The sequence below is a fragment of the Streptomyces sp. NPDC043896 genome (assembly GCF_056435605.1).
This window is the reverse complement of sequence record NZ_JBWKEE010000009.1, coordinates 203,069-223,528: the sequence shown is the minus strand read 5'-3', so window position 1 is coordinate 223,528 and position 20,460 is coordinate 203,069. Positions and strand designations below refer to the sequence as shown.

Here is a 20,460-nt window from a genome sequence, read left to right as displayed (position 1 = left end):
AAAAAACCGGCACATAGGTTCCCCGTAAGGAAGCCGATACGGCAAGGCATTCCCTGGCAGGACGGACGCACCCATGGACGTCCTCGTGGGGCTTCGGCCGGGCGAAGGACCTGGTGGACGCGGGCTCGCACCGGCCGACCGGCTTCGGGACGCTGGTGGCGCTCGCGCCGACCGTCCTGCTGTGGCTGTCCTGCCACTGGTCGGTCCGGCTCCTCTCCTGCCTCGCTCCGCCGACTTCGGCGGCCGCGGCGCCCTCCCCGGCGGCGTGGACATCGCCCTGGTGGCGGCCATGGCGCTCGTCACGTACGCCTGGGCCGTCCGCGCGGGCGTCCGGGCCCACCTGGCCGGTCCGCCGGGCCCCGACCCCGTCCTGGACGCCCCCGCGGCGGCCGCCCGGACACCGGAACGCGAGGCGGCTCACGTCTGACCGACCCGTCCGTGAGGCGAACCGTTCATCTCCACGCGATACGCTCGTCTGCCGGACAAAATCCGCAGATCCCCCTCCTTGATCCACCACACCCCTGCCCCCTCTCCACCCCACGAGCAGACAAGGGAGTCCGCCAGTGGCCATCTCCGTCTTCGACCTCTTCTCCATCGGCATCGGCCCGTCCTCCTCCCACACGGTCGGCCCGATGCGCGCGGCGCGCATGTTCGTGACGCGGCTGAAGAAGGACGGCGTCCTCGCCCAGACCGCCTCCGTCCGGGCGGAGCTCTTCGGCTCCCTCGGCGCGACCGGTCACGGGCATGGCACGCCCAAGGCGGTCCTGCTCGGCCTGGAAGGCCACTCCCCCCGCACCGTCGACGTCGAGACCGCCGACGACGAGGTGGAACGCATCCGCAAGAGCGGCAAGCTGCGCCTGCTGGGCGCGGAAATAGGCGGCGCCCACGAGATCGACTTCGACGAGCCGAACCAGCTGATCCTGCACCGCCGCCGCTCGCTGCCCTACCACGCGAACGGCATGACCCTCTTCGCGTACGACGCCTCCGGCGCCCCGCTGCTGGAGAAGACGTACTACTCGGTCGGCGGCGGCTTCGTCGTGGACGAGGACGCGGTCGGCGAGGACCGGATCAAGCTCGACGACACCGTGCTGAAGTACCCCTTCCGCTCGGGTGACGAGATGCTGCGCCTGGCCAACGAGACCGGCCTGTCGATCTCCTCCCTGATGCTGGAGAACGAGAAGGCCTGGCGCACCGAGGAGGAGATCCGCGAGGGCCTCCTGGAGATCTGGCGCGTCATGCAGTCCTGCGTCTCGCGCGGCATGTCCCGCGAGGGCATCCTCCCGGGCGGTCTGCGCGTCAAGCGCCGGGCCGCGTCCACGGCGCGCCAGCTGCGCACCGAGGGCGACCCGATGATGCACCGCAGCGAGTGGACGACGATCTACGCGATGGCCGTCAACGAGGAGAACGCGGCGGGCGGGCGCGTGGTGACCGCCCCCACGAACGGCGCGGCGGGCGTGCTCCCGGCGGTCCTGCACTACTACGTGAACTTCGTGCCCGGCGCGGACGAGGACGGCGTGGTCCGCTTCCTCCTGGCCGCGGGCGCCATCGGCATGCTCTTCAAGGAGAACGCCTCGATCTCGGGCGCCGAGGTCGGCTGCCAGGGCGAGGTGGGCTCCGCCTGCTCGATGGCGGCGGGTGCCCTCGCCGAGGTCCTGGGCGGCACCCCCGAGCAGGTCGAGAACGCGGCCGAGATCGGCATGGAGCACAACCTGGGCCTGACCTGCGACCCGGTCGGCGGCCTCGTCCAGATCCCCTGCATCGAGCGCAACGGCATGGCCGCCGTCAAGGCCGTCACCGCCGCGAAGATGGCGATGCGCGGCGACGGCAGCCACAAGGTCTCCCTCGACAAGGTCATCAAGACCATGAAGGAGACGGGCGCCGACATGAAGATCAAGTACAAGGAGACGGCGCGCGGCGGTCTCGCGGTCAACGTCATCGAGTGCTGATCCGGAACCTTCTCGAAATGGTCTCCGGTTCGGGGTTTGGACCGAGTTGATCACGCTTGCGAGGGAAGAAGCCGGTCCGGGCTGGTTTCTCGATGATCACGTACGCCACTCTGGTCACGCGACGTCGCAACACCCCCGGGCGGTAGGCCAACCGCCTTACCCCCTTGCTGTTTTGCGTACTGGAGGCTTCACCATGGCAGGCATCCGCACCATCCGCGTGATGGCGGCGCTCGCATCGCTCCCCCTCGCCGCCGCCCTCTTCACGGGCACGGCGCAGGCGGACAACGGGGCCGGTGCCGCCGGCACCGCCTCGAACGCCGCGCTCGCCGACATCCTCGGCAGCGGGGTCGGCGGCAGCAACCTCGGCAACTCCTCCACCGCGCAGCAGGTCGCGTCGGGCTTCGGGGCGTCGAACCAGAACAACGGCGCCCAGTCCAACGGTTCCGGCTTCACCGCCATCGGCCAGTCCAACAACCACGACTCGCTGATCTACGACCCGCTGCCGTAGCGGCCGCGCGGGCCCGCCCTCCCCCCGGAGGGCGGGCCTTTCGCGTTCCCGTGGCCGAAAAGAGGTCCTGCGGCCCGGCCCTTCGGGACCTTCGGCCCCGGGGTGCGCGCACGCCCCGGCGATACCGTGCCGGAAGGGCGCGGAAGCGCCCGGGAACGACGAGAGGCAGCCGCCGATGGCCACCATCACCGAACACCGACTCCTGCCTCTGCGGCTGGAAGCCGCCCCTCTGTCCGTCCCGCTGACCGGTCGCTTCGTGTACCGCACGGACCGCCCGTACGAGGTGTCCGTCGACTTCCGGGGCGCCGGGACGCACCTCGCCCGCTGGGTGTTCTCGCGGGAGCTGCTGCTCGACGGGCAGACGACCGCCACCGGGGAGGGCGACATACAGGTGTGGCCGCACTGGAGCGGCTCGGAGCCGCGCGTCCTGCTCGGTTTCAGCAACGGCGAGCAGAGCTGCGTGGTCTCCGCCCGCGCCAAGGACGTGCGGGCGCTGTGCCGGCGGATGACGGAGCTGGTCCCGCGCGGCCAGGAGCGGCGCCACTACGACCTGGACGCGCACCTGAGCGCGCTGCTGGCGCACTGAGGCGGCGGGCGGGGAACCGCCCGCGCCGCTGCGGTGTCCTATGAGATGACAGGCAGTCCCCGTCTCACGGAACCGGGGAGACATCATGCGTCACCCGCACCGCCGCCGGATCGTGGCCCTCGCCACGGGTGCCCTGCTCACCGCCGGGCTCGCGCTCTCCGCGTCGCCGGCTTCCGCCGCCACCACGACCGCCCGCACCCAGACGCCGCTCGTCGTCAACGCACGCTGGGGCGGGCACTGCACCTTCGACCGGCTCGTGATCGACATCCAGGGCTACGTGCCCCCGGTCACCGTCACTCCCGTGTCCGAGCTCGTCTACGACGGGTCGGGCCAGCCCGTGCCGCTGGCCGGGAAGTACTTCCTGGAGATCCGGCTGCACCCGGCCGCCGGCCACGACGACGCCGGGCAGAACGTCTACCAGGGGCCCCGGCTCCAGAAGATCTACCTCAGCAAGCTCAAGGGCATCGCCATGACCGGCGACTACGAGGGGTACGTGACCTTCGGCGCCGCCTTCGACACCAAGCCGACCTACAAGACGTCCGTCCTGCACTCGCCCGAGCGGCTCGTGGTGGACTTCCCGCACCCCAACACCTGCTGACCCGCCGACGGCCCCGGAGCCGCCGCTAGCGGTGTTCGGGGTTGGGGAAGTCGAAACGGCAGCCGGCGTCCCACAGGGAGCGCTGGTTGCCGTGGGCGGGCATGCCCCCGGCGCGCTTGAGAAGGGCGGCCAGGTGCATGAGGTTCCAGGACATGAAGGTGGTGTTCCGGTTGGTGAAGTCGTTCTCGGGGCCGCCGGAGCCCGGGTCCAGGTAGGAGGGGCCGGGGCCGGCCTCGCCGATCCAGCCCGCGTCGGCCTGGGGCGGGACGGCGTACCCGAGGTGCTGGAGGCTGTAGAGGATGTTCATGGCGCAGTGCTTGACGCCGTCCTCGTTGCCGGTGACGATCGCCCCGCCCACGCGCCCGTAGTAGGCGTACTGGCCCTGCTCGTTCAGCAGCGAGGAGCAGGCGTAGAGCCGCTCGATGACCTTCTTCATGACGGAGCTGTTGTCGCCGAGCCAGATCGGTCCGCACAGCACGAGGATGTCGGCGTCCATGATCTGGCTGTAGAGCACCGGCCACTGGTCGCTCTCCCAGCCGTGGTCGGTCATGTCGGGCCAGACGCCGGTGGCGATGTCGTGGTCGACGGCGCGGATCAGCGAGGTGCGGGCGCCGGCCGATTCCATGACGGCGCGGCTCCTGGCGATCAGCCCCTCGGTGTTGCTGGTCTCGGGCGAGCGTTTGAGGGTGCAGTTGACGTAGACGGCGGAGAGGTCCTCGTAGCGGGGGCTCTGGTCTGCGGCCATGTCCTCCACCGTGCCCGGCGTCCGGCGGGGCGGCCAGCGGGCCTGGACCGTACGGGGTGGCGGTGCACCCGGGCCGCAAACCTAGGATGTCGGCATGTCGCTGCCGCACGCCATCCTCACCGCCCTGCTGGAGAAGCCCTCGTCGGGGCTGGAGCTGACCCGGCGGTTCGACAAGTCGATCGGCTACTTCTGGTCCTCGACGCACCAGCAGATCTACCGGGAGCTGGGGCGGCTGGAGGAGGCCGGGCTGATCCGGGCGCTGCCGAGCGAGGTGCCGGTGCGCGGGCAGAAGAAGGAGTACGAGGTGCTGCCCGACGGCCGCGCGGAGCTGGCGCGGTGGGTGGACGAGAGCCAGGACCCGAAGCCGATGCGGGACGCGCTGCTGCTGCGGATCCGCGCGGCGGCGGTGGTCGGCCCGCAGCGGCTGGGACCGGAGCTGCGGCGGCACCTGGATCTGCACCGGGCGCAGTTGGCGGTGTACGAGGCCATCGAGGCGAAGGACTTCCCGCCGGGGCGGGACGCGGCCGCGGACCGGCTGCGCCGGCTCGTGCTGCACGGCGGGATCGCCCTGGAGGGCTTCTGGCTGAGCTGGCTGGAGGAGGCCCTGTCCGAGGTGGAGGACCTGGCCTCGGCGGCGACGGGGCAGGAGCCGCCGGAGGGCCCCGGAAGGGTTTCCTGACGCGCCCCCGCCCCGGCGGGCGGGGCGGAGGCGGACGCGGCGGTGCCTACTTGTTCAGGGAGGCCCAGAACTCGTCGAAGCTCATCAGCTTGTCGCCGTCGCTGTCCCTGGCGGCGATCAGGGAGTCCGCGATCGCGGCGGTGACGTAGTGGTCACCCATCGCCTTCATGGCGGCGCTGTACTCGTCGGCCGTGACGAATCCGTCACCGTTCCCGTCGAACTGGTCGAACGTCGCCCGTGCGTTCTCGATGTCGGCCACTGGGTCCACCCCTTCTCGGTGCTTGTTGACCGGCTCAGGGTAACGGCCCCGGCGCCGCAGGGGCGCCGCGGGTCCCGTTCGGGCGGCAGATAGATATTCAATTACCGGCCCGTAAGCCGCCGGAACAGCTCGCCCAGCAGGCGGAAGCAACAATTCCAGCCAACAAATCCGCCGAGCACTTGTCACGCTCCGGGATCACGGCATAACGTACGGCATTGCCGCCACACCAGGAGCGCAGGGCTCCCAGGGACATGCGGCAACAAGGGCGATCAAAGGTGACGATCACAGCTGACGCTTCATTCGAGGTTCTGCCCTTCACCCGCACCTGCCGTCATATCTGGGAAGACGGCGACCACGTGCTCATCGGCGTGAGCCCCGGCAACGGCTACTTCAGCGCCGAGCGCGTGTCCAGTCTCGCCCGGTGGGCCACGACCCGCTTCGCGCAGGTCGACTTCGTGTACGCGGACCTCCACGTGGACCGGATGTTCGCCGCCTTCGGATACACCCCGGAGCACGCGCACAAGCGCGCGTCGAAGGAGATCAAGGCGGTACGCAGACGGATCATCAAAGGCGTCGGGGAATCGGGGTACCGGCACGCCGAGATTCGGGTGAGGGCACTTTCGGAGTTCCAGGCGAACCCCGTCTACCAGCTACTGCACCGGCGCGTACTGCATTTCCTGGAGACCGATGACGCATTCCGGAAGGGATGCGAGGAAATGGCCCTTCATTTCGTCGGTTCGAAACTGCCCGAGGGCGAATCCATGACGGACTCCCAGTTGCAGGTGTGTTTCGACTACCTGGCAGCCGAGCTCCCCTTCTTCATCGACACTCCCAGCATTCTCGACGTGCCGTCCTCGGTGGCGGCCTACCACGTGAGGATGCCGATGACCGACGTCCTCTTCGCCCGGGGCGGGGGCCTGCGCGCCACCCGCAACCAGGCGTACGCCGTCGTGCGCCCCGAGCCCGCCGTCTCCGGCGGCACGGACGCCCCGGCAGCCGCGGAAGGAGGGGCCGCCGATGAGCGCCGGGCGGCTTGAGGACCACGGGGCCCGGGAGCGTCCGCTCCTCGACTTCCCGCTCTCGCGGCGCGGTGACGTGCTGCCGGAAGAGTGCGCCCGGCTGCGCGAGAAGGCCCCCGTGGCCCGGGTCCGCACCCTCACCGGGGACCCGGCCTGGCTGGTGAGCAGCCACGCGCTGGCCAGGCAGGTGCTGGAGGACGAGCGCTTCAGCCTCAAGGACACCGCGCGCGCCGGGGTGCCGCGCCAGTACGCGCTGACGATCCCGCCCGAGGTCGTCGACAACATGGGGAGCATCAACAGCGCCGGTCTGCGCAGTGCGGTGATGAAGGCGCTCAACCCCCGCCGCCCGGGCCTGCGCGAGGCGCTGCGCGCCCGGGCCGGGGAGCTCCTGGACGCGATGGCCGCCGAAGGGGGTCCGGCGGACCTCCGGGCCGGCTTCGCCGACCCCTACTCGGCGTTCCTGCACTGCGAGGTGCTGGGGGTGCCGTTCGAGGACTGGCGGCGGCTGATGGCGGGGCTGGACGTCGCGTTCATGACCGCGCGCGAGCCGTTCGCCGACTCCGCGCTCAACTGGTACAAGGACGTCGGCTACTTCGCCGGCCGGCTGGTGGCCCAGCTCGGGCTGCCCGCCGAGGAGCGTACGGGGCTCCTCGGCACCTTCGCCGGCCTGCGGGAGTCCGACCCGGACTCGGCGCACCTGACGGACGAGATGTTCGCGACCGTCGCCGTCTCCCTCTTCGGCGCGGGCGCGGTCTCCACCTCCGCCTTCCTCGTCCTCGCGGTCCTCGCGCTGCTCCAGCGGCCCGAGCTGATCGGGCGGCTGCGCGGACGTCCGGAGCGCATCGGCACGGCGGTCGAGGAACTGCTGCGGTGGAACCTGTCCGTCGGGGACGGGCTGCCGCGCATCGCCCTGGCGGACGTCCGGGTCGGGGAGGTGCTGGTCAAGGAGGGCGAGCTGGTGCTCGTCCTGCTGGAGGGGGCCAATTTCGACCCGGAGGCCTTCGAGCGTCCGGAGGAGCTGGACCTGGAGCGGTCGCCTGCCGCCGCCCACCTCGCGTTCGGCGCCGGACGGCACTTCTGCCCGGCGTCGGCGCTGGCCCGGGCGCACGCGGAGATCGCGCTGGAGGTGCTGGTCGAGCGGCTTCCGGGGCTGCGCCTCGCGGTGCCCGCGGAGAACCTCGTATGGCGCACGGGCTTCATCAAGCGGCTGCCCGACCGGCTGCCGGTCGCCTGGTAGCGGCCTCACGGACACGGTGTCCCGGGAGCTGTGCGAGCTCCCGGGGCACCGTCGCGTTCCCGACCGGGGCGGCGGACTCCCTAGCGGAAGATGCCGGTGTGGCCGAGCGAGTAGCGGCCGGGCTGCGGGTAGACGGCGAGGCCGTGGGGGCCGCCGCCGACCGGGATCCGGGCGAGCTGCTTGCCGGTGACGGTGTCGATCGCGTACACCTCGGAGTTGTAGCGGCCGGAGAGCCAGAGCACCTTGCCGTCGGCCGAGACCCCGCCCATGTCGGGGCTGCCGCCGTCGGGCAGCTCCCACTTCTTGGTGAGCCGCTTCTCCTTGAAGTCGAAGACCGAGACGGTGCCCTCGCCCCGGTTGGAGACGTACATCTCGCGGGAGTCGCGGCTGACGTAGAGGCCGTGGCAGCCCTTGCCGGTGGGCAGCAGCTTGGGGACGTCGAACTTGTCCCCGCTGAGCACCCACATGCCGTGCGCCATCATGTCCGCGACGTAGAAGGTCTTGCCGTCCGGGGAGATCTTCACGTCCTGCGGCATCGCCCCCTCGAAGGGCAGCTTCTGCTGGCCGATGACCTCCATCTTCTCGGTGTCGACCTTGAGGAGCTCGCCGGAGAACTCGCAGGAGACGATGAAGTAGCGGCCGTCCGCGGAGAAGTCGGCGTGGTTGACCCCGAAGCAGGTGACGGGGACGGTCTTCACCCGGTCCATGGTGTGCGGGTCCCGGAAGACCAGTTCGCGGTCCATGGAGGCCATCACCACCGCGTACTTGCCGTTGGGCGTGAAGTACAGGTTGTACGGGTCGTGCACCTCGACGGGCTTGCCGGCCTCGCCGGTGGCGGGGTTGATGGGGGTGAGCGTGTGGCCGCGGTTGTTGTTGACCCACAGGGTCTTCATGTCCCAGGAGGGCACCACGTGCTGGGGCTGGACGCCGACCGGGATGGTGTCGATGACCTTGTACGTGGCCGGGTCGATGACGGAGACCGTGTTGGAGTTGGTGTTCGGCACGTAGACGCGGGACGGGAAGTCCTTGACCGCAGGGGCCAGTCTGTTCGGCCGGTCGGCGGCGTACACGTCGTTCGGGTCGAGCAGCGGGGGCATGCCGGGCAGGCCCTGCGGCGCGGGAGGGACGGCCTTGCCGGGCTTGGCCGGGCCCTTGGAGCCGAGCGCCTCGGCGGGCGCCTTGTCCGCCGATCCGCAGCCGGCCAGGGCGGCGAGGACCAGACCGGCCAGGAGCACGGTGGCCTTCCGGGGAAGGCGGGTGGTCTTCATGAGGTCAGCAGCTCCGTGGTGGTCACCGCGCGCAGTTCGCGGCGCGCGAGTTCTTCGAGGAGGGGCGGCATCGCGTCGACCGTGTCCGCGTAGCCGAAGTGCAGGCTCACCACCGATCCGCGCTGGATCGTCCCGGTGACGGTGCGGATGACGGCCGCCGCGCCGGGCGAGGTGAAGTCGAGGGAGTCCACGTCGTACGAGAGGACGTGCGGGTAGCCCGCCCGCTGGGCGAGCCGCCGGACGAGGGGGGTGGCGTGCTGGGTCTGCGAGGGCCGGAACCAGGTGCCGATCGAGCCGGTGAGGCGCTTGAGGCGCTCGGCGCAGCCGGTGATCTCGGCGTGGGCCTCCGCCTCGGACATGCCGTTGATCGCGAGGTGGCGCTGGGTGTGGTTGCCCAGTTCGTGGCCGCCGTCGAGGATCCGCCGGGCCATGGCGGGGTGCTCGTCGAGCCAGCTGCCGATGGCCAGTACGGTGACCCGCGCGCCGGCCTTCTCCGCCGCGGTGAGTACGGCCCGGGCGAGGGCGGGCTCGCCGTTGCCGTGGAAGGTGAGCGCGACCCGGGGCCGGTCGCGGGGGCCGTGGGCGATCTCGACGGGCTGCCCGGGGAAGCGGCGGGGTGCCGCGGCCGCCGGTGCGGCCGGCCGGGCGGGTCTGGCCGGGGCGGGCCTGACGGGTCCCGGGGCCGCCGGGCCGGAGCCCGGCCCGCAGGCCGCGGTGAGGGCGCCGGCGGCGGCCGCCGCCGTGGCGCGCAGGGCCGTACGGCGGTCTGGGTAGGAGAGCACCTGCCCATTTAAGGGCCGGATGCCCCCGACGGTAATGATTGACCCAATTCGGGACTTTCGTCGGGGTGCCCCGCACGGCAAGGTGTCCGCTATGTGATCAACGATTTACACGGAGCGGTCGATAGTTATTCATCGAATGTGAGGTGAGTGGCCCACCTCACCTAGGATTTAGGTGGAAACTCTTGGGATATGCACACTTATGTCCGAGTAGGGACTTTTGGCGTTCGGGCCCTCGTCTGTCATAGTCGGAACCACGGCTTCCCTTTGACCCGAGCGAAGTCCGACCGCCGAGGATCACACACCCCATCGATCCTCGGCGCCCCACGAAACCCCCGCAGCGCCCCACCTCGGCGATAGGGGGTTTCTGGCGTTCAGGGGCCCTGCCGCACGCCCGCACCCGCACACGTGCCCGCTCACGCACACCCCCTAGCGGTCGGCGACCCGCATCTCGAACCAGGTGATCTTGCCGCGCGGCAGCAGGTCGGCGCCCCAGCGGTCGGACAGCTTGTCGACGAGGAACAGCCCCCGGCCGGTGGTGTCCAGCTCGTGGACCGGCATCAGGCACGGCAGCCCGCGCGAGGGGTCGCGCACCTCCACCCGGATCCAGCCGCGCCGGCGCAGCATCCGTAAGCCGAAGGAGCGGGCCCCGGTGTGGCGCACTGCGTTGCCGACGAGTTCCGACACCAGCAGGACCGCGTGCTCGGAGATCTGCGGCGACAGCCCCCAGAAGCGGATGACCACGCTCTGGGTGAGCCTGCGGGCCGTGCTCGCGGACTCCGGCATGGACGGCAGCGTCACTTCCGCCTCCGCCGGGTTCCCGTACAACTCCAGCGCCCTGAGACCCTGTTCGTCCTCGACCGCCGCCGTGAGCCGTACGGCCGAAGCGCTGCTGCGCTGCCGCGGCTGTTCCACACCCTCCAGGCCCGCCATGCACCCATCATGGACGGCCGGCGCGCCCGTCCGGGCCGTTCCGCAGGAATACACCCCCCGGAACCATGGATTCCGAGGGGGCGTTCCGGCATATGCGAAAGGCAACCGAGGGCCGCATGGGCCAGGCTGACCTGGGGTGACGTTCCGCTGCCCGGCGATCACCGTCAGTGGATCACCGTTTCTCCTTAAGGTTGCCTTAAGGCCTGGCTAATCCACCCTCAGGGGGTCACTCAGACGAACTTGGCCTTCCCCGGGCCCTCTTCGACGAAGCTCCGCATCCCGCGCTCGCGGTCCTCGGTGGCGAACAGGCCCGCGAACCAGTTGCGTTCGATGGTGAGGCCGGTGTCGATGTCCGCCTCCAGACCGGCGTCCACGCACTCCTTCGCGGCGCGCAGCGCGATCGCCGGGCCCTGGGCGAGCTTCGCGGCCCAGGCGTGCGCCTGCTCGTACACCTCGGCGGCGGGCACGACCCGGTCCACCAGGCCGAGGGCGAGGGCCTCCTCGGCCTTGACCATGCGGCCGGTGAAGATCAGGTCCTTGGCCTTGGAGGGGCCGACGAGCCGGGAGAGCCGCTGGGTCCCGCCCGCGCCCGGGATCAGGCCGAGGAGGATCTCGGGCTGGCCGAGCTTCGCGTTGTCGGCGGCGATGCGGTAGTCGGCGCACAGGGCCAGCTCGCAGCCGCCGCCGAGGGCGTAGCCGGTGATGGCGGCGACGACCGGCTTGGGGATCCGGGCGACGGCCGTGAAGGCGTCCTGGAGGGCGCGGGACCGGGCGACCATGGCCGCGTGGTCCATGTTCTGCATCTCCTTGATGTCCGCGCCGGCCGCGAACACCTTCTCGCCGCCGTAGAGGACGACCGTGCGCACGTCGGCGCGGTCGGTTGCCTCCGCCGCGAGCTCGCGCAGCCGGTCCTGGGTGGCGATGTCCAGGGCGTTCATGGGCGGGCGGTCCAGCAGGATGGTGCCGACGCCTTCGGAGACTTCGAGAGAGATGGTCATACGGGGAAGGTTAGCCGCGGTTAACGCGGAGTGGCCCGGTGCTGTGGGTCACAGCACCGGGCCACTCCGCTCCTGCGCGGTGGACTACTTGATCCACTCCGCCCAGTCCATGTTCCAGCCGTTGAGGCCGTTGTCCGGGGCGATCTGCTTGTCCTTGGAGTTCTTCACGACGACCACGTCGCCGATCAGCGACTCGTTGTAGAACCACGCGGCCGGGGTGTTGGGGTCACCGGCGCCGCGCTCGTCCTCCAGGCCGACGCAGCCGTGGCTGACGTTCTCGTTGCCGAAGGTGCTGGAGGAGGCCCAGTAGTTGCCGTGGACGAAGGTGCCGGAGGTCGAGAGCCGCATCGCGTGCGGGACGTCCGAGATGTCGTACTCGCCGCCGAATCCGACGGTGGCGCCGTTCATCCGGGTCACCTTGTACTTCTCGCTGATGACCATCTGGCCGTTGTACGTGGTCGTCGCCGGGGCGCCCGCGGTGATCGGAATGGTCTTGAGGACCTGGCCGTCGCGGACGACCTCCATCTTCTTGGAGGTCGCGTCGACCGTGGTGACCTGCGAGCGGCCGACGGTGAAGGTGACGGTACGGGTCTGCTTGCCGTAGACGCCCGGGCGGCCCTCGACGCCGTCGAGGGCGAGCTTCACGGTGACCTTGGTGCCCGCGGCCCAGTACTTCTCGGGACGGAAGTCGAGGCGGTCGTTGCCGAACCAGTGGCCCTCGATCGGCACGGACGGCTCGGCGGTGACGGTGATGGCCTTCTCGACGGCGTCGGTGTTGGTGATGCCGCGGGTGAAGTTGATGGAGACCGGCATGCCCACGCCGACGGTCGAACCGTCCTCGGGGGTGTAGTGGCCCACGAAGGTGTTCTGCGGGGTCAGGGTCGTGAAGGTGGTGTCCTTCGCGGACTCCCGGCCGGCCGCGTCCTTGGCGACCGCGTGCACCTTGTACTCGGTGGCGGCGGCCAGGTGGCGGGCGGGCTCCCAGGTCGCGCCGTCGGCGGCGAGCTTGCCCTCCACCGCGTTGCCCTTGGTGTCGGACACCGTGACGGTGGTCAGCTTGCCCCCGCTGCTGGTGATCTTCAGGACACCGCTGGTGGCGACCTCCTTGGACCCGTCGTCCGGCTTGACGCTGACCACGGCCTTGGACGCCTCGGTGCCGGTCTTCGCCGTACCATCGGCCTTGCCGTTGTCCCCGCCGCTGCCCCCGCTGTTGCCGCCGCCGCTGCACGCGCTGGTCAGCAGCAGGGCCGCCCCCAGCAGAACGGCCGGCAGGCCGGTGCGGACGCGGCCGCGTATCGGCTGCAGGTTCACTCGTGTTCTCCCCATGTCCCCCGCGCGCGGGCAGTCGCGCGCATGTCGCCAGGAAATCACACGGGGAGACTACGAATAGGCACAGTCGTGTCACCGTTCCGTCCCAACTGCCGGGGCGGAGGGAGCGTCAGGCCTTCCGGTCACCGCCCAGGGGCCAGTCGCCCGGGTTCCAGGCGGGGCCGTCGGGACGGCCGTGGTCGGGCTTGCCGTGGTCCGGTCCCTCGTGGTCGGGTCCCTCGTGGTCCGGTCCGTCGTGGCCGGGACCCTCGTGGTCGGGGCGGCCGTGGTCGGGCTTGCCGTGGTCGGGCTTGCCGTGGTCGTCCTTGCACTTGCAGCCCTGGCCGTCGTGCGCGCGCTTGTTCAGCAGGGTGACGGAGATCCGGTGGCCCGGGGTCCGCCCGTCCAGCGTCAGCGGGCCGGTCACCGGGTCGCGCGGCAGGACGTAGCCGTCGGGCACGTCCACCTCGACCACGTAGTACCGGCCGTCCGCCAGCCCGTCGAAGGCGCAGACGCCGTCACGGCCGGTGGTGCACTCGTCCCCGACCCGCACGTCGGCGTTGTCGCCGGCCCGCTGGAGGCCCGCCTCGCGGCCGGTCTCCCGCCAGAGCTCGAACTCCGCCCCCCGCAGCGGACGCTTCGTCCTGGCGTCCTTCTTCAGCACCTTGATGGTGCCGGTCCGGTCCTCGTCCTCCTTCTTGTTCGGGACCGTGACGACGACGAGCTCCTCGGTGTCACCCTGTTCCAGCTCGAAGGCGGTGACCGGGTCCCCGGGGCGCTCGTAGCCCGCCGGCAGGCCGACCTCCCGCCAGTAGTAGCGCTGCCCGACCGGCAGCTCGACCGTGCAGGAGCCCCGCGCGTCGGTCACGCAGAGGCCGTCGAGCCTGGTGTCGGGGTTGTCGCGGGTCTGGAGGCCGGCGGTGTCGTTGCTCTCGCGCCACAGCTCGAAGCGGGCCCCGGGCAGCGGGTCACCGGTGTCCTTGTCGACCTTCCGCAGCACGACCCGGGCGCTGCCGTCCGGCGGCTCCGGGGTCCTGCGGTTCACGGCGGCCCAGCGCACCCCGGCGGAGGCGTTCTCGGCCGTCAGGACCAGCTCGTGGACGGGCTGGGCGGGCGGCTCGTAGCCGGTGGGCGGGGCCGTCTCGCGCCAGTAGTAGGTGCCGAGCTCCTGCTCGCGCGCGCAGATCCCGTCCGCACCGGTGGTGCAGTCGGCGACCTTGGTGTCGAGCTCGCCCGTGCCCTCGTACTGGAGGCCGTCCCGGCCGTTGGTCTCCTTCCACAGCTCGAACTGCGCCCCGGGCAGCGCCCGGCCGTTCTCGTCCTGCTTGAGGACGGACACCGAGCCCCTGGCGGGCGGGACGGGCGCGCAGTCGGGCAGGTCCCCGTTGAAGGGGTAGGCGTGGAACTCCGCGCCCAGGCCGGTGGTCTCCGTCGGACTGGTGTGGGTGACGCTGCCGGCGGTGAAGAAGCGGCCGTTCATGCCGATCACGGAGACGTCGGCCACCGACGTCTGCGGCCCGATCAGGACGCTGCCGCCGAGCTGCGCCGAGCCGGCGATGGTGGCCGTCTCGGCGTTGGGGAAGTTCCACAGCAGCCGCTCGCGCAGTCCCTCGGGCAGCAGGGCGTTGTTGACGCGCAGCGCGGGGTTCTCCCCGGTGACGTTGACCAGGACGGTGGCGTTGGCCGGGATCCCCGCGAAGCGGATCGTCTGCTGTGCGCCCGCCGGGCCGGCGAGGTCGAAGTCCACGTTGAAGACCTGGACCGGCGAGGTCCCGTCGCCGGTGAAGACGGTCTCCTGGGCGCTCCAGACGGCCCGGCCCGTCGGCGTGCGCGGGACGCCCTCCGGCAGCGCGTAGCAGGTGCTGGCCGTGGTGAGCGCGCCGCGCAGGCGGGTGTAGGCGTCGGCGGCGTTGGGGTCGGCGGTGCGGGTGCCGGTCACGTTGCCGGTGAGGGTGCCCCCGTAGCGGACGACGCCGCCGTCGGCGAGGAGGGTCTGGCGGGGGGCCACCGTGACGTCCCCGCCGGTGGTCAGGAAGTCCGAGCCGGTGGGCGGGGGGACGCGGGAGCCGACTCCGGCGATGCCCACGTTGTAGACCAGGCCTCCGGCGGACTTGTTCATGTCGAAGTCGCCGAGGACGACGACCTTCCCCTCGGCCTCGGCGGCGCCCCGGCGCACCAGCATGTCCCCGCCGACGAAGACGTTGATGTTCGCGTCCCTGCCGGTGAACGGCCTGTTGTTGGGATCCGGCCATGACGACGGGCAGCCCTCGCCGGGGAGGACGCCGGGGATGCAGGGCCCGAGGCCGCCGGGCAGCGGGGCCCTCAGGGTGCGCGCCGTGGTGGGCGGTTCGCTGCCGGGACCCGCCGCGAGGGCCGTGGGGGACCCCGCGGCGAGTACGACGCCCACGGCCAGCCCGAGGGTCCATTTCCTTGCTGACATGACACTCCGTCCGCTGTCTCGGCCACCTGCCCGCGCCGATGGCCCTGACAGGCTGCGGGCGGGCTCCGGCGCGGCGGACGGAAGACACTCGGCGCGTACGGCATTCCGGTCCGACAATCACTCGATTGCAGCGCTTCTCCGGGATGCGGGGAGGTCCGGGACGTGTCAGCCGATGGCGGAGCCCGCCACCCAGTCGGCCCAGGACATGTTCCAGCCGCCGAGTCCGTTGTTCGGGGCGACGGTCTTGTCCTGCGAGTTCACGACCTCCACCACGTCCCCGACCAGCGTCCGGTCGAAGAACCAGCCGGCCGGGGTGTCCGAGCCGCCGCCCTTGTCGTCGCGCAGGCCGATGCAGCCGTGGCTGGTGTTGGTGCTGCCGAAGGTGTCGGGGGCGGCCCAGTAGTTGCCGTGCAGGAAGGTGCCGGAGGCGGTGAGCCGCATGGCGTGCGGGACGTCCGGGATGTCGTACTCGCCCTTGCCGTCCTCGCTGGTGAAGCCGACGGTGGCGCCGTTCATCCGGGTCACGTCGAACATCTCCGTCACCACCATCTTGCCGTTGTACGTGGTGTTCTTCGGCGCGCCGGCGGTGATGGGGATGGTGGAGAGCAGCTCGCCGTCCCGGCGGACCTCCATGGTGTGCGCCTCCGCGTCGACGGTGGACACCTGGGAACGGCCGACGGTGAAGCGGATGGTCTTGTCCTGGATGCCGTACGAGCCGGGCGCACCCTCGATGTCGCGCAGCTTCATCTTCACGGTGACCTCGGTGCCGGCCTTCCAGTAGGCCTTGGGCCGGAAGTCGAGGCGTTCGGAGCCGAACCAGTGGCCGACGACCTCCACGGGGGGCTGGGAGGTGACGGTGATGGCCCGCTCCACGTCGGCGCGCTGCTTGATGGAGCGGTTGAAGTTGAAGGAGACGATCATGCCGGTGCCGACGGTGGAGCGGTTCTCGGGCTTGAAGTAGCCGATGAACCGCTCCTCGGGGACGTAGGTGGTGAAGGTGGTGTGGCGGGCCTGGCGCCGGTTGTGCCCGTCGAGGGCGACCGCGTCGACGGTGTACTTGGCGGCGAGCGAGAGCCGGCCGGCGTCGGGGTCGGGGCTCCAGCTGAGGCCGTCGGCGGCGATCTCGCCCGGGACCTCCTCCTCCTGGGCGTCCTCGACCTTGGTGACCCTGACGCGTTCGAGGCGGCCCTCGGGGACGTTCACCCGCAGCGGCCCCTCGGCCGGCACGCCCTTGGCGTTGTCCTCGGGGGTGACCCGGATGGCCTGGTCCGGGGAGCGGGGTTTGCCGGGCAGCTGGATCTCGACCGGGGATCCGCCGTCCCCGGTGCAGCCGGTCAGCCCGCCCAGCAGGCCCGCCCACGCCGCCACGGCGGCCAAGCCCGCCCCTGCCCGCCTCGTCAGAAGAGTCACGCTCCGTCCAACGACCGGGGCCCTCCGGGGGAAACGTGAGGGCCGGGCACGTTCCGGGCAGAACAGTCCGGGCAGAACAGTGGGAAGGACCAGACGGGGCGGGCCCGGCCGGGACGCCGGGCCGCACTCCTCCCCGCCGGTACCAGGAGCCGTGGAGGCGGGCAGTGTCGAGCGCAGCCGAGCAAGAGGCGGTGGATGCCGCCGGCAGCGATGCCGGCAGGGCCGTCGAGGGGATGGACGCCGTACGGGAGCGGGTCCAGGCCAAGGTGTTACGGGCGGCCGCGCACCCGCCGCCGCCGGTGTGGCCGGGCTCCTCGCACCCGCTGGGGGCCCGTTACCACGCCGGGCCGGCCGGGGTGGAGGGGACCAACTTCGCGCTCTGGGCCCAGGGCGCGGAGGCGGTGGAGCTGTGCCTGTTCGACGCGCTCGGGGCGGAGACCCGCTGCACCCTGACCGAGCTGACGCACGAGATCTGGCACGGCTTCGTACCCGGTGTGAGGCCGGGGCAGCGGTACGGCTTCCGGGTGCACGGGCGCTGGGACCCCTGGACGGGGGCCCGGTACAACCCGGCGAAGCTGCTGCTGGACCCTTACGCCCGGGCGGTGGACGGGGACTTCTCGCTGCCGCCGGAGGTGTACGGGCACGTCCGGGACTGGCCCCAGCAGTACATCGCGGACACCGTGCGCGACGACCGGGACTCGGCCCCGTTCGTCCCGAAGGGGGTGGTCGTCCACGATGACGACGACTGGTCGGACGACGTCCGGCCGAAGACCCCCTGGGCCGATACGGTGATCTACGAACTGCACGTGCGCGGGTTCACGATGCGCCATCCGGGTGTTCCGGAGGAGCTGCGCGGCACGTACGCGGGGCTGGCCCATCCGGCGGCGGTGGAGCACCTGAAGTCGCTGGGCGTGACGGCGGTGGAACTGCTGCCGGTGCACCAGTTCGCGCACGAGGACCACCTGCTGCGACGGGGGCTGCGCAACTACTGGGGCTACAACTCGGTGGGCTACTTCGCCCCGCACGCCGGCTACTCGGCGAGCGGGACGGCCGGGCAGCAGGTGGGCGAGTTCAAGCGGATGGTGCGGTCCCTGCACGCGGCGGGGATCGAGGTCATCCTCGACGTGGTCTACAACCACACGGCGGAGGCCGGCGAGCTGGGCCCGACCCTGTCGCTGCGCGGGGTCGACAACCGCGGCTACTACCGGCTCCAGTCCGACCAGCGCCGCTACGCCGACTACACGGGCTGCGGGAACACCCTGCACGCCGGGCGGCCGCACGTGCTGCGCCTGATCACCGACTCGCTGCGGTACTGGGTCACGGAGATGGGGGTGGACGGCTTCCGCTTCGACCTGGCGGCGGCGCTGGCCCGCTCGATGCACGACGTGGACATGCTGTCGCCGTTCCTCGCGGTGATTGCCCAGGACCCGGTGCTGCGGCGGGTCAAGCTGATCGCGGAGCCGTGGGACGTGGGCTCGGGCGGCTACCAGGTGGGGGCGTTCCCCCCGCTGTGGACGGAGTGGAACGACCGGTACCGGGACGCCGTACGGGACTTCTGGCGGGGCGCGCTGCCCGACGTACGGGACCTCGGGTACCGGCTGTCGGGGTCGAGCGACCTGTACGCGTGGGGCGGGCGGCGCCCGTACGCGTCGGTGAACTTCGTGACCGCCCACGACGGGTTCACCCTGCGGGACCTGGTCAGTTACGAGCGCAAGCACAACGAGGCCAACGGGGAGGCGAACCGGGACGGCACCAACGACAACCGGTCCTGGAACTGCGGGGCCGAGGGCGAGAGCGCGGACGCGCGGATCGGGGCCCTGCGGCGGCGGCAGCTGCGCAACCTGCTGACGACGCTGCTGCTGTCGACGGGGGTGCCGATGCTGGTGGCGGGCGACGAGTTCGGGCGCACGCAGGGCGGCAACAACAACGCGTACTGCCAGGACAACGAGACGGGGTGGGTGGACTGGTCGCTGCTGGAGGACCCGGCGTGGCGCGAGCTGTTCGCGCTGTCCCGGCGGCTGATCGCGCTGCGCCAGGCCCATCCGGTGCTGCGCCGGCGGGCGTTCTTCTCCGGGCGGGCGCAGGGCGCGGACGGGCTGCGGGACCTGGCCTGGTTCACGCCGGCGGGGGCGGAGATGACGGAGCGGGACTGGTACGCGCCGGCCGCGGCGGTGGGGCTGTACCTGTCGGGCCGGGACATCCCGGGCCGGGACGAGCGGGGCCGGCAGGTGACGGACGACAGCTTCCTGGCGCTGCTGCACGCCGGGGAGCGGCCGGTGGAGTGGGTCCTGCCGGACGCGCCGTGGGCGGCGGCGTACGAGCTGGTGCTGGACACTTCACGGGAGTCGCAGGCGGCCCCGCCGGGGACGCGTCACCGGGGCGGGGAGGCGCTGTCGGTACCGGCCCGTTCGGTGCTGCTGTTGCGGGTGGTGGCCTGACCGCTGCCGTGAGTTGACCGATCCGGAGCGGAAGCTTTCGTTCCCCCTGCGATGATGTGCCCTTCTCGTGAACACGCGAACACATGAACACATGAACAGGGGCACGCATGGGGAAGGCAGGGACCGCGCTCCGGGAACTGCGGGGGGCGCAGAAGTCCGCCAAGGGGGTGTCGCTCTACTCGCGGTTCGTCAACCGGCCCGTCGGCCGGTACCTGGCCGCCGGCTCCTACGCCGTGGGGCTGACTCCCAATCAGGTGACGCTGGTCAGTGCCGCCTTCAGCTTCGCGGCGGTCGCGGCGGTCGCCCTGGCCGCGCCCTCCTGGGGGCTCGGCGTGGCCGTCTGGGCGGCGCTCGCGGCCGGCTTCGCCTTCGACTCGGCCGACGGCCAGCTGGCCCGGCTGCGCGGCGGCGGGAGCGCGGCGGGCGAGTGGCTCGACCACGTGGTGGACGCCGCCAAGCTGACCGCGCTGCACTCCTGCGTGCTCATCGCCTTCCACCGCTTCCCCGAGGCCTACGGGACCGGCTCGCAGGGCTGGCTGCTGGTGCCGCTGGTCTTCCAGTTCGCCGCGGTCGTCACCTTCTTCGGCGGGCTGCTGACGGAGAAGCTGAAGCCGAAGCCGGCCCCGGGCAGCCCGGCCGCCGCGCCGTCGACGCTGCGCGCGGTGGCCCTGCTGCCCGTGGACTACGGGGTGTTCTGCCTGGTGTTCCTGCTGCTGGGGGGCGGGGCGCTGTTCCGCTGGGCGTACGCGGGCCTGGGCGCGGTCGCCGTCCTGTTCCTGCTGGCGTTCCTGGCCAAGTGGTTCCGGGAGCTCAGCGCCGTTCGCCGGTGAGCTGTTCCGGCAGCGCCGGGCCCGCCGGCTGGGCGAGGGCGTCCAGGGCCCGGCGCAGCTGGGTGCTGGAGGTGTGGACGGTGTAGGGGAAGTAGACGACGTCGACCCCGTGGGCGGCGAAGTCCCGTTCCAGCTTGTCCCCCTTGGGCGTGCCCCGCCAGTCGTCGCCCTTGAAGATGACGTCGAAGCGGACCTGCTTCCAGGTCTCCACCTTGTCCGGGACGGTCTCCACGAAGGCGGCGTCGACGTACTTGACGCTGCGGACGATCTCCAGCCGCTCGACCAGCGGGATCATCGGGCGCCGCCCCTTGGCCAGTTCGGCCATCTCGTCCGAGACCACACCCGCCACCAGGTAGTCGCACCGGCTGCGGGCGTGGCGGAGGATGTTGAGGTGGCCTATGTGGAACAGGTCGTAGGCGCCCGGGGCGTAGCCCACCCGGTACGGTCTGCGCGCGGACGGCACAGGGTCGGTCATTTCG

General features: G+C 71.4%; 20 protein-coding genes. 10 read left to right on the top strand and 10 right to left on the bottom strand.

What is annotated here, in order from left to right:
- Positions 1-181 precede the first annotated feature (181 nt).
- From AC069X_RS16110 to AC069X_RS16090, 5 genes are all read left to right on the top strand, one after another.
- Complete coding sequence (locus AC069X_RS16110; protein ID WP_478729119.1) at positions 182-427, top strand: hypothetical protein; 246 nt, start codon at positions 182-184, stop codon at positions 425-427.
- 136 nt (positions 428-563) lie between these two features.
- Positions 564-1,946 carry an L-serine ammonia-lyase gene (locus AC069X_RS16105; RefSeq protein ID WP_478729117.1) on the top strand — a complete coding sequence of 461 codons (1,383 nt, stop codon included), beginning with the start codon at positions 564-566 and terminating at the stop codon, positions 1,944-1,946.
- Between the two features lie 193 nt (positions 1,947-2,139).
- Positions 2,140-2,454: a hypothetical protein gene (locus AC069X_RS16100; RefSeq protein ID WP_478729115.1), complete on the top strand. Its 315-nt coding sequence runs from the start codon at positions 2,140-2,142 to the stop codon at positions 2,452-2,454.
- Positions 2,455-2,629: 175 nt separating this feature from the next.
- Entirely contained in the window at positions 2,630-3,040 is a 411-nt protein-coding gene (locus AC069X_RS16095) for an SsgA family sporulation/cell division regulator (protein WP_478729113.1), read from the top strand.
- Between the two features lie 85 nt (positions 3,041-3,125).
- A complete protein-coding gene (locus AC069X_RS16090; protein ID WP_478729111.1) occupies positions 3,126-3,638 on the top strand; it encodes an AMIN-like domain-containing (lipo)protein in 513 nt (170 codons plus the stop codon).
- 25 nt (positions 3,639-3,663) lie between these two features.
- On the opposite strand, the gene AC069X_RS16085 is transcribed toward AC069X_RS16090, so the two are convergent.
- Entirely contained in the window at positions 3,664-4,383 is a 720-nt protein-coding gene (locus AC069X_RS16085; RefSeq protein WP_478729109.1) for a flavodoxin family protein, read from the bottom strand.
- Between the two features lie 94 nt (positions 4,384-4,477).
- Between AC069X_RS16085 and AC069X_RS16080 the strand changes: the two genes are divergently transcribed.
- A complete protein-coding gene (locus AC069X_RS16080; protein ID WP_478729107.1) occupies positions 4,478-5,062 on the top strand; it encodes a PadR family transcriptional regulator in 585 nt (194 codons plus the stop codon).
- A gap of 46 nt (positions 5,063-5,108) precedes the next feature.
- On the opposite strand, the gene AC069X_RS16075 is transcribed toward AC069X_RS16080, so the two are convergent.
- Entirely contained in the window at positions 5,109-5,321 is a 213-nt protein-coding gene (locus tag AC069X_RS16075; RefSeq protein ID WP_478729105.1) for an EF-hand domain-containing protein, read from the bottom strand.
- 275 nt (positions 5,322-5,596) lie between these two features.
- On the opposite strand from AC069X_RS16075, the gene AC069X_RS16070 reads away from it, so the two are divergent.
- Together AC069X_RS16070 and AC069X_RS16065 are read left to right on the top strand one after the other, a co-directional pair.
- Entirely contained in the window at positions 5,597-6,358 is a 762-nt protein-coding gene (locus tag AC069X_RS16070) for a tRNA-dependent cyclodipeptide synthase (protein ID WP_478729103.1), read from the top strand.
- The gene (locus tag AC069X_RS16065; RefSeq protein WP_478729101.1) at positions 6,339-7,577 is read left to right on the top strand and encodes a cytochrome P450; all 1,239 of its coding nucleotides are present in this window, start codon (positions 6,339-6,341) and stop codon (positions 7,575-7,577) included. The genes AC069X_RS16070 and AC069X_RS16065 overlap by 20 nt, the downstream gene beginning before the upstream one ends.
- An 80-nt stretch (positions 7,578-7,657) precedes the next feature.
- Here AC069X_RS16065 and AC069X_RS16060 read toward each other — a convergent pair whose 3' ends face one another.
- The 7 genes from AC069X_RS16060 to AC069X_RS16030 all read right to left on the bottom strand — a co-directional run bounded on the left by AC069X_RS16060 (position 7,658) and on the right by AC069X_RS16030 (position 16,704).
- The gene (locus AC069X_RS16060; RefSeq protein WP_478729099.1) at positions 7,658-8,845 is read right to left on the bottom strand and encodes a YncE family protein; all 1,188 of its coding nucleotides are present in this window, start codon (positions 8,843-8,845) and stop codon (positions 7,658-7,660) included.
- Positions 8,842-9,627 (bottom strand): polysaccharide deacetylase family protein, encoded by a 786-nt coding sequence (locus AC069X_RS16055; protein WP_478729097.1) that lies wholly within the window; start codon positions 9,625-9,627, stop codon positions 8,842-8,844. Before AC069X_RS16055 ends, AC069X_RS16060 begins: the two co-directional genes overlap by 4 nt.
- A gap of 426 nt (positions 9,628-10,053) precedes the next feature.
- A complete protein-coding gene (locus tag AC069X_RS16050; RefSeq protein ID WP_478729095.1) occupies positions 10,054-10,662 on the bottom strand; it encodes an ATP-binding protein in 609 nt (202 codons plus the stop codon).
- A gap of 125 nt (positions 10,663-10,787) precedes the next feature.
- Positions 10,788-11,555, bottom strand: a complete 768-nt coding sequence (locus tag AC069X_RS16045; RefSeq protein WP_478729094.1) for an enoyl-CoA hydratase/isomerase family protein — start codon at positions 11,553-11,555, stop codon at positions 10,788-10,790.
- A gap of 84 nt (positions 11,556-11,639) precedes the next feature.
- The gene (locus AC069X_RS16040; RefSeq protein ID WP_478729092.1) at positions 11,640-12,881 is read right to left on the bottom strand and encodes a L,D-transpeptidase; all 1,242 of its coding nucleotides are present in this window, start codon (positions 12,879-12,881) and stop codon (positions 11,640-11,642) included.
- A gap of 112 nt (positions 12,882-12,993) precedes the next feature.
- Positions 12,994-15,303 (bottom strand): choice-of-anchor A family protein, encoded by a 2,310-nt coding sequence (locus AC069X_RS16035; RefSeq protein WP_478729090.1) that lies wholly within the window; start codon positions 15,301-15,303, stop codon positions 12,994-12,996.
- Positions 15,304-15,468: 165 nt separating this feature from the next.
- On the bottom strand, positions 15,469-16,704 hold the full coding sequence (locus AC069X_RS16030) for a L,D-transpeptidase (RefSeq protein WP_478729262.1): 1,236 nt from the start codon (positions 16,702-16,704) through the stop codon (positions 15,469-15,471).
- Between the two features lie 242 nt (positions 16,705-16,946).
- Here AC069X_RS16030 and glgX point away from each other — a divergent pair, with 242 nt between their 5' ends.
- Positions 16,947-19,151, top strand: a complete 2,205-nt coding sequence (gene glgX, locus AC069X_RS16025; protein ID WP_478729260.1) for a glycogen debranching protein GlgX — start codon at positions 16,947-16,949, stop codon at positions 19,149-19,151.
- 107 nt (positions 19,152-19,258) lie between these two features.
- Positions 19,259-19,981 (top strand): CDP-alcohol phosphatidyltransferase family protein, encoded by a 723-nt coding sequence (locus tag AC069X_RS16020; protein WP_478729088.1) that lies wholly within the window; start codon positions 19,259-19,261, stop codon positions 19,979-19,981.
- Here AC069X_RS16020 and AC069X_RS16015 read toward each other — a convergent pair.
- The gene (locus AC069X_RS16015) at positions 19,962-20,456 is read right to left on the bottom strand and encodes an FAD synthase family protein (RefSeq protein ID WP_478729086.1); all 495 of its coding nucleotides are present in this window, start codon (positions 20,454-20,456) and stop codon (positions 19,962-19,964) included. The genes AC069X_RS16020 and AC069X_RS16015 overlap by 20 nt on opposite strands.
- Positions 20,457-20,460: the final 4 nt, after the last annotated feature.

What these genes read in the sequence shown, in the direction of transcription:
- AC069X_RS16090 (WP_478729111.1), top strand. Translation starts at nt 3,126, where the DNA reads ATGCGTCACCCGCACCGCCGCCGGATCGTGGCCCTCGCCACGGGTGCC.
- AC069X_RS16015 (WP_478729086.1), bottom strand. Translation starts at nt 20,456, where the DNA reads ATGACCGACCCTGTGCCGTCCGCGCGCAGACCGTACCGGGTGGGCTAC.
- AC069X_RS16060 (WP_478729099.1), bottom strand. Translation starts at nt 8,845, where the DNA reads ATGAAGACCACCCGCCTTCCCCGGAAGGCCACCGTGCTCCTGGCCGGT.
- AC069X_RS16065 (WP_478729101.1), top strand. Translation starts at nt 6,339, where the DNA reads ATGAGCGCCGGGCGGCTTGAGGACCACGGGGCCCGGGAGCGTCCGCTC.
- glgX (WP_478729260.1), top strand. Translation starts at nt 16,947, where the DNA reads ATGGACGCCGTACGGGAGCGGGTCCAGGCCAAGGTGTTACGGGCGGCC.
- AC069X_RS16095 (WP_478729113.1), top strand. Translation starts at nt 2,630, where the DNA reads ATGGCCACCATCACCGAACACCGACTCCTGCCTCTGCGGCTGGAAGCC.
- AC069X_RS16035 (WP_478729090.1), bottom strand. Translation starts at nt 15,303, where the DNA reads ATGTCAGCAAGGAAATGGACCCTCGGGCTGGCCGTGGGCGTCGTACTC.
- AC069X_RS16085 (WP_478729109.1), bottom strand. Translation starts at nt 4,383, where the DNA reads ATGGCCGCAGACCAGAGCCCCCGCTACGAGGACCTCTCCGCCGTCTAC.
- AC069X_RS16080 (WP_478729107.1), top strand. Translation starts at nt 4,478, where the DNA reads ATGTCGCTGCCGCACGCCATCCTCACCGCCCTGCTGGAGAAGCCCTCG.
- AC069X_RS16020 (WP_478729088.1), top strand. Translation starts at nt 19,259, where the DNA reads ATGGGGAAGGCAGGGACCGCGCTCCGGGAACTGCGGGGGGCGCAGAAG.
- AC069X_RS16040 (WP_478729092.1), bottom strand. Translation starts at nt 12,881, where the DNA reads ATGGGGAGAACACGAGTGAACCTGCAGCCGATACGCGGCCGCGTCCGC.
- AC069X_RS16045 (WP_478729094.1), bottom strand. Translation starts at nt 11,555, where the DNA reads ATGACCATCTCTCTCGAAGTCTCCGAAGGCGTCGGCACCATCCTGCTG.
- AC069X_RS16100 (WP_478729115.1), top strand. Translation starts at nt 2,140, where the DNA reads ATGGCAGGCATCCGCACCATCCGCGTGATGGCGGCGCTCGCATCGCTC.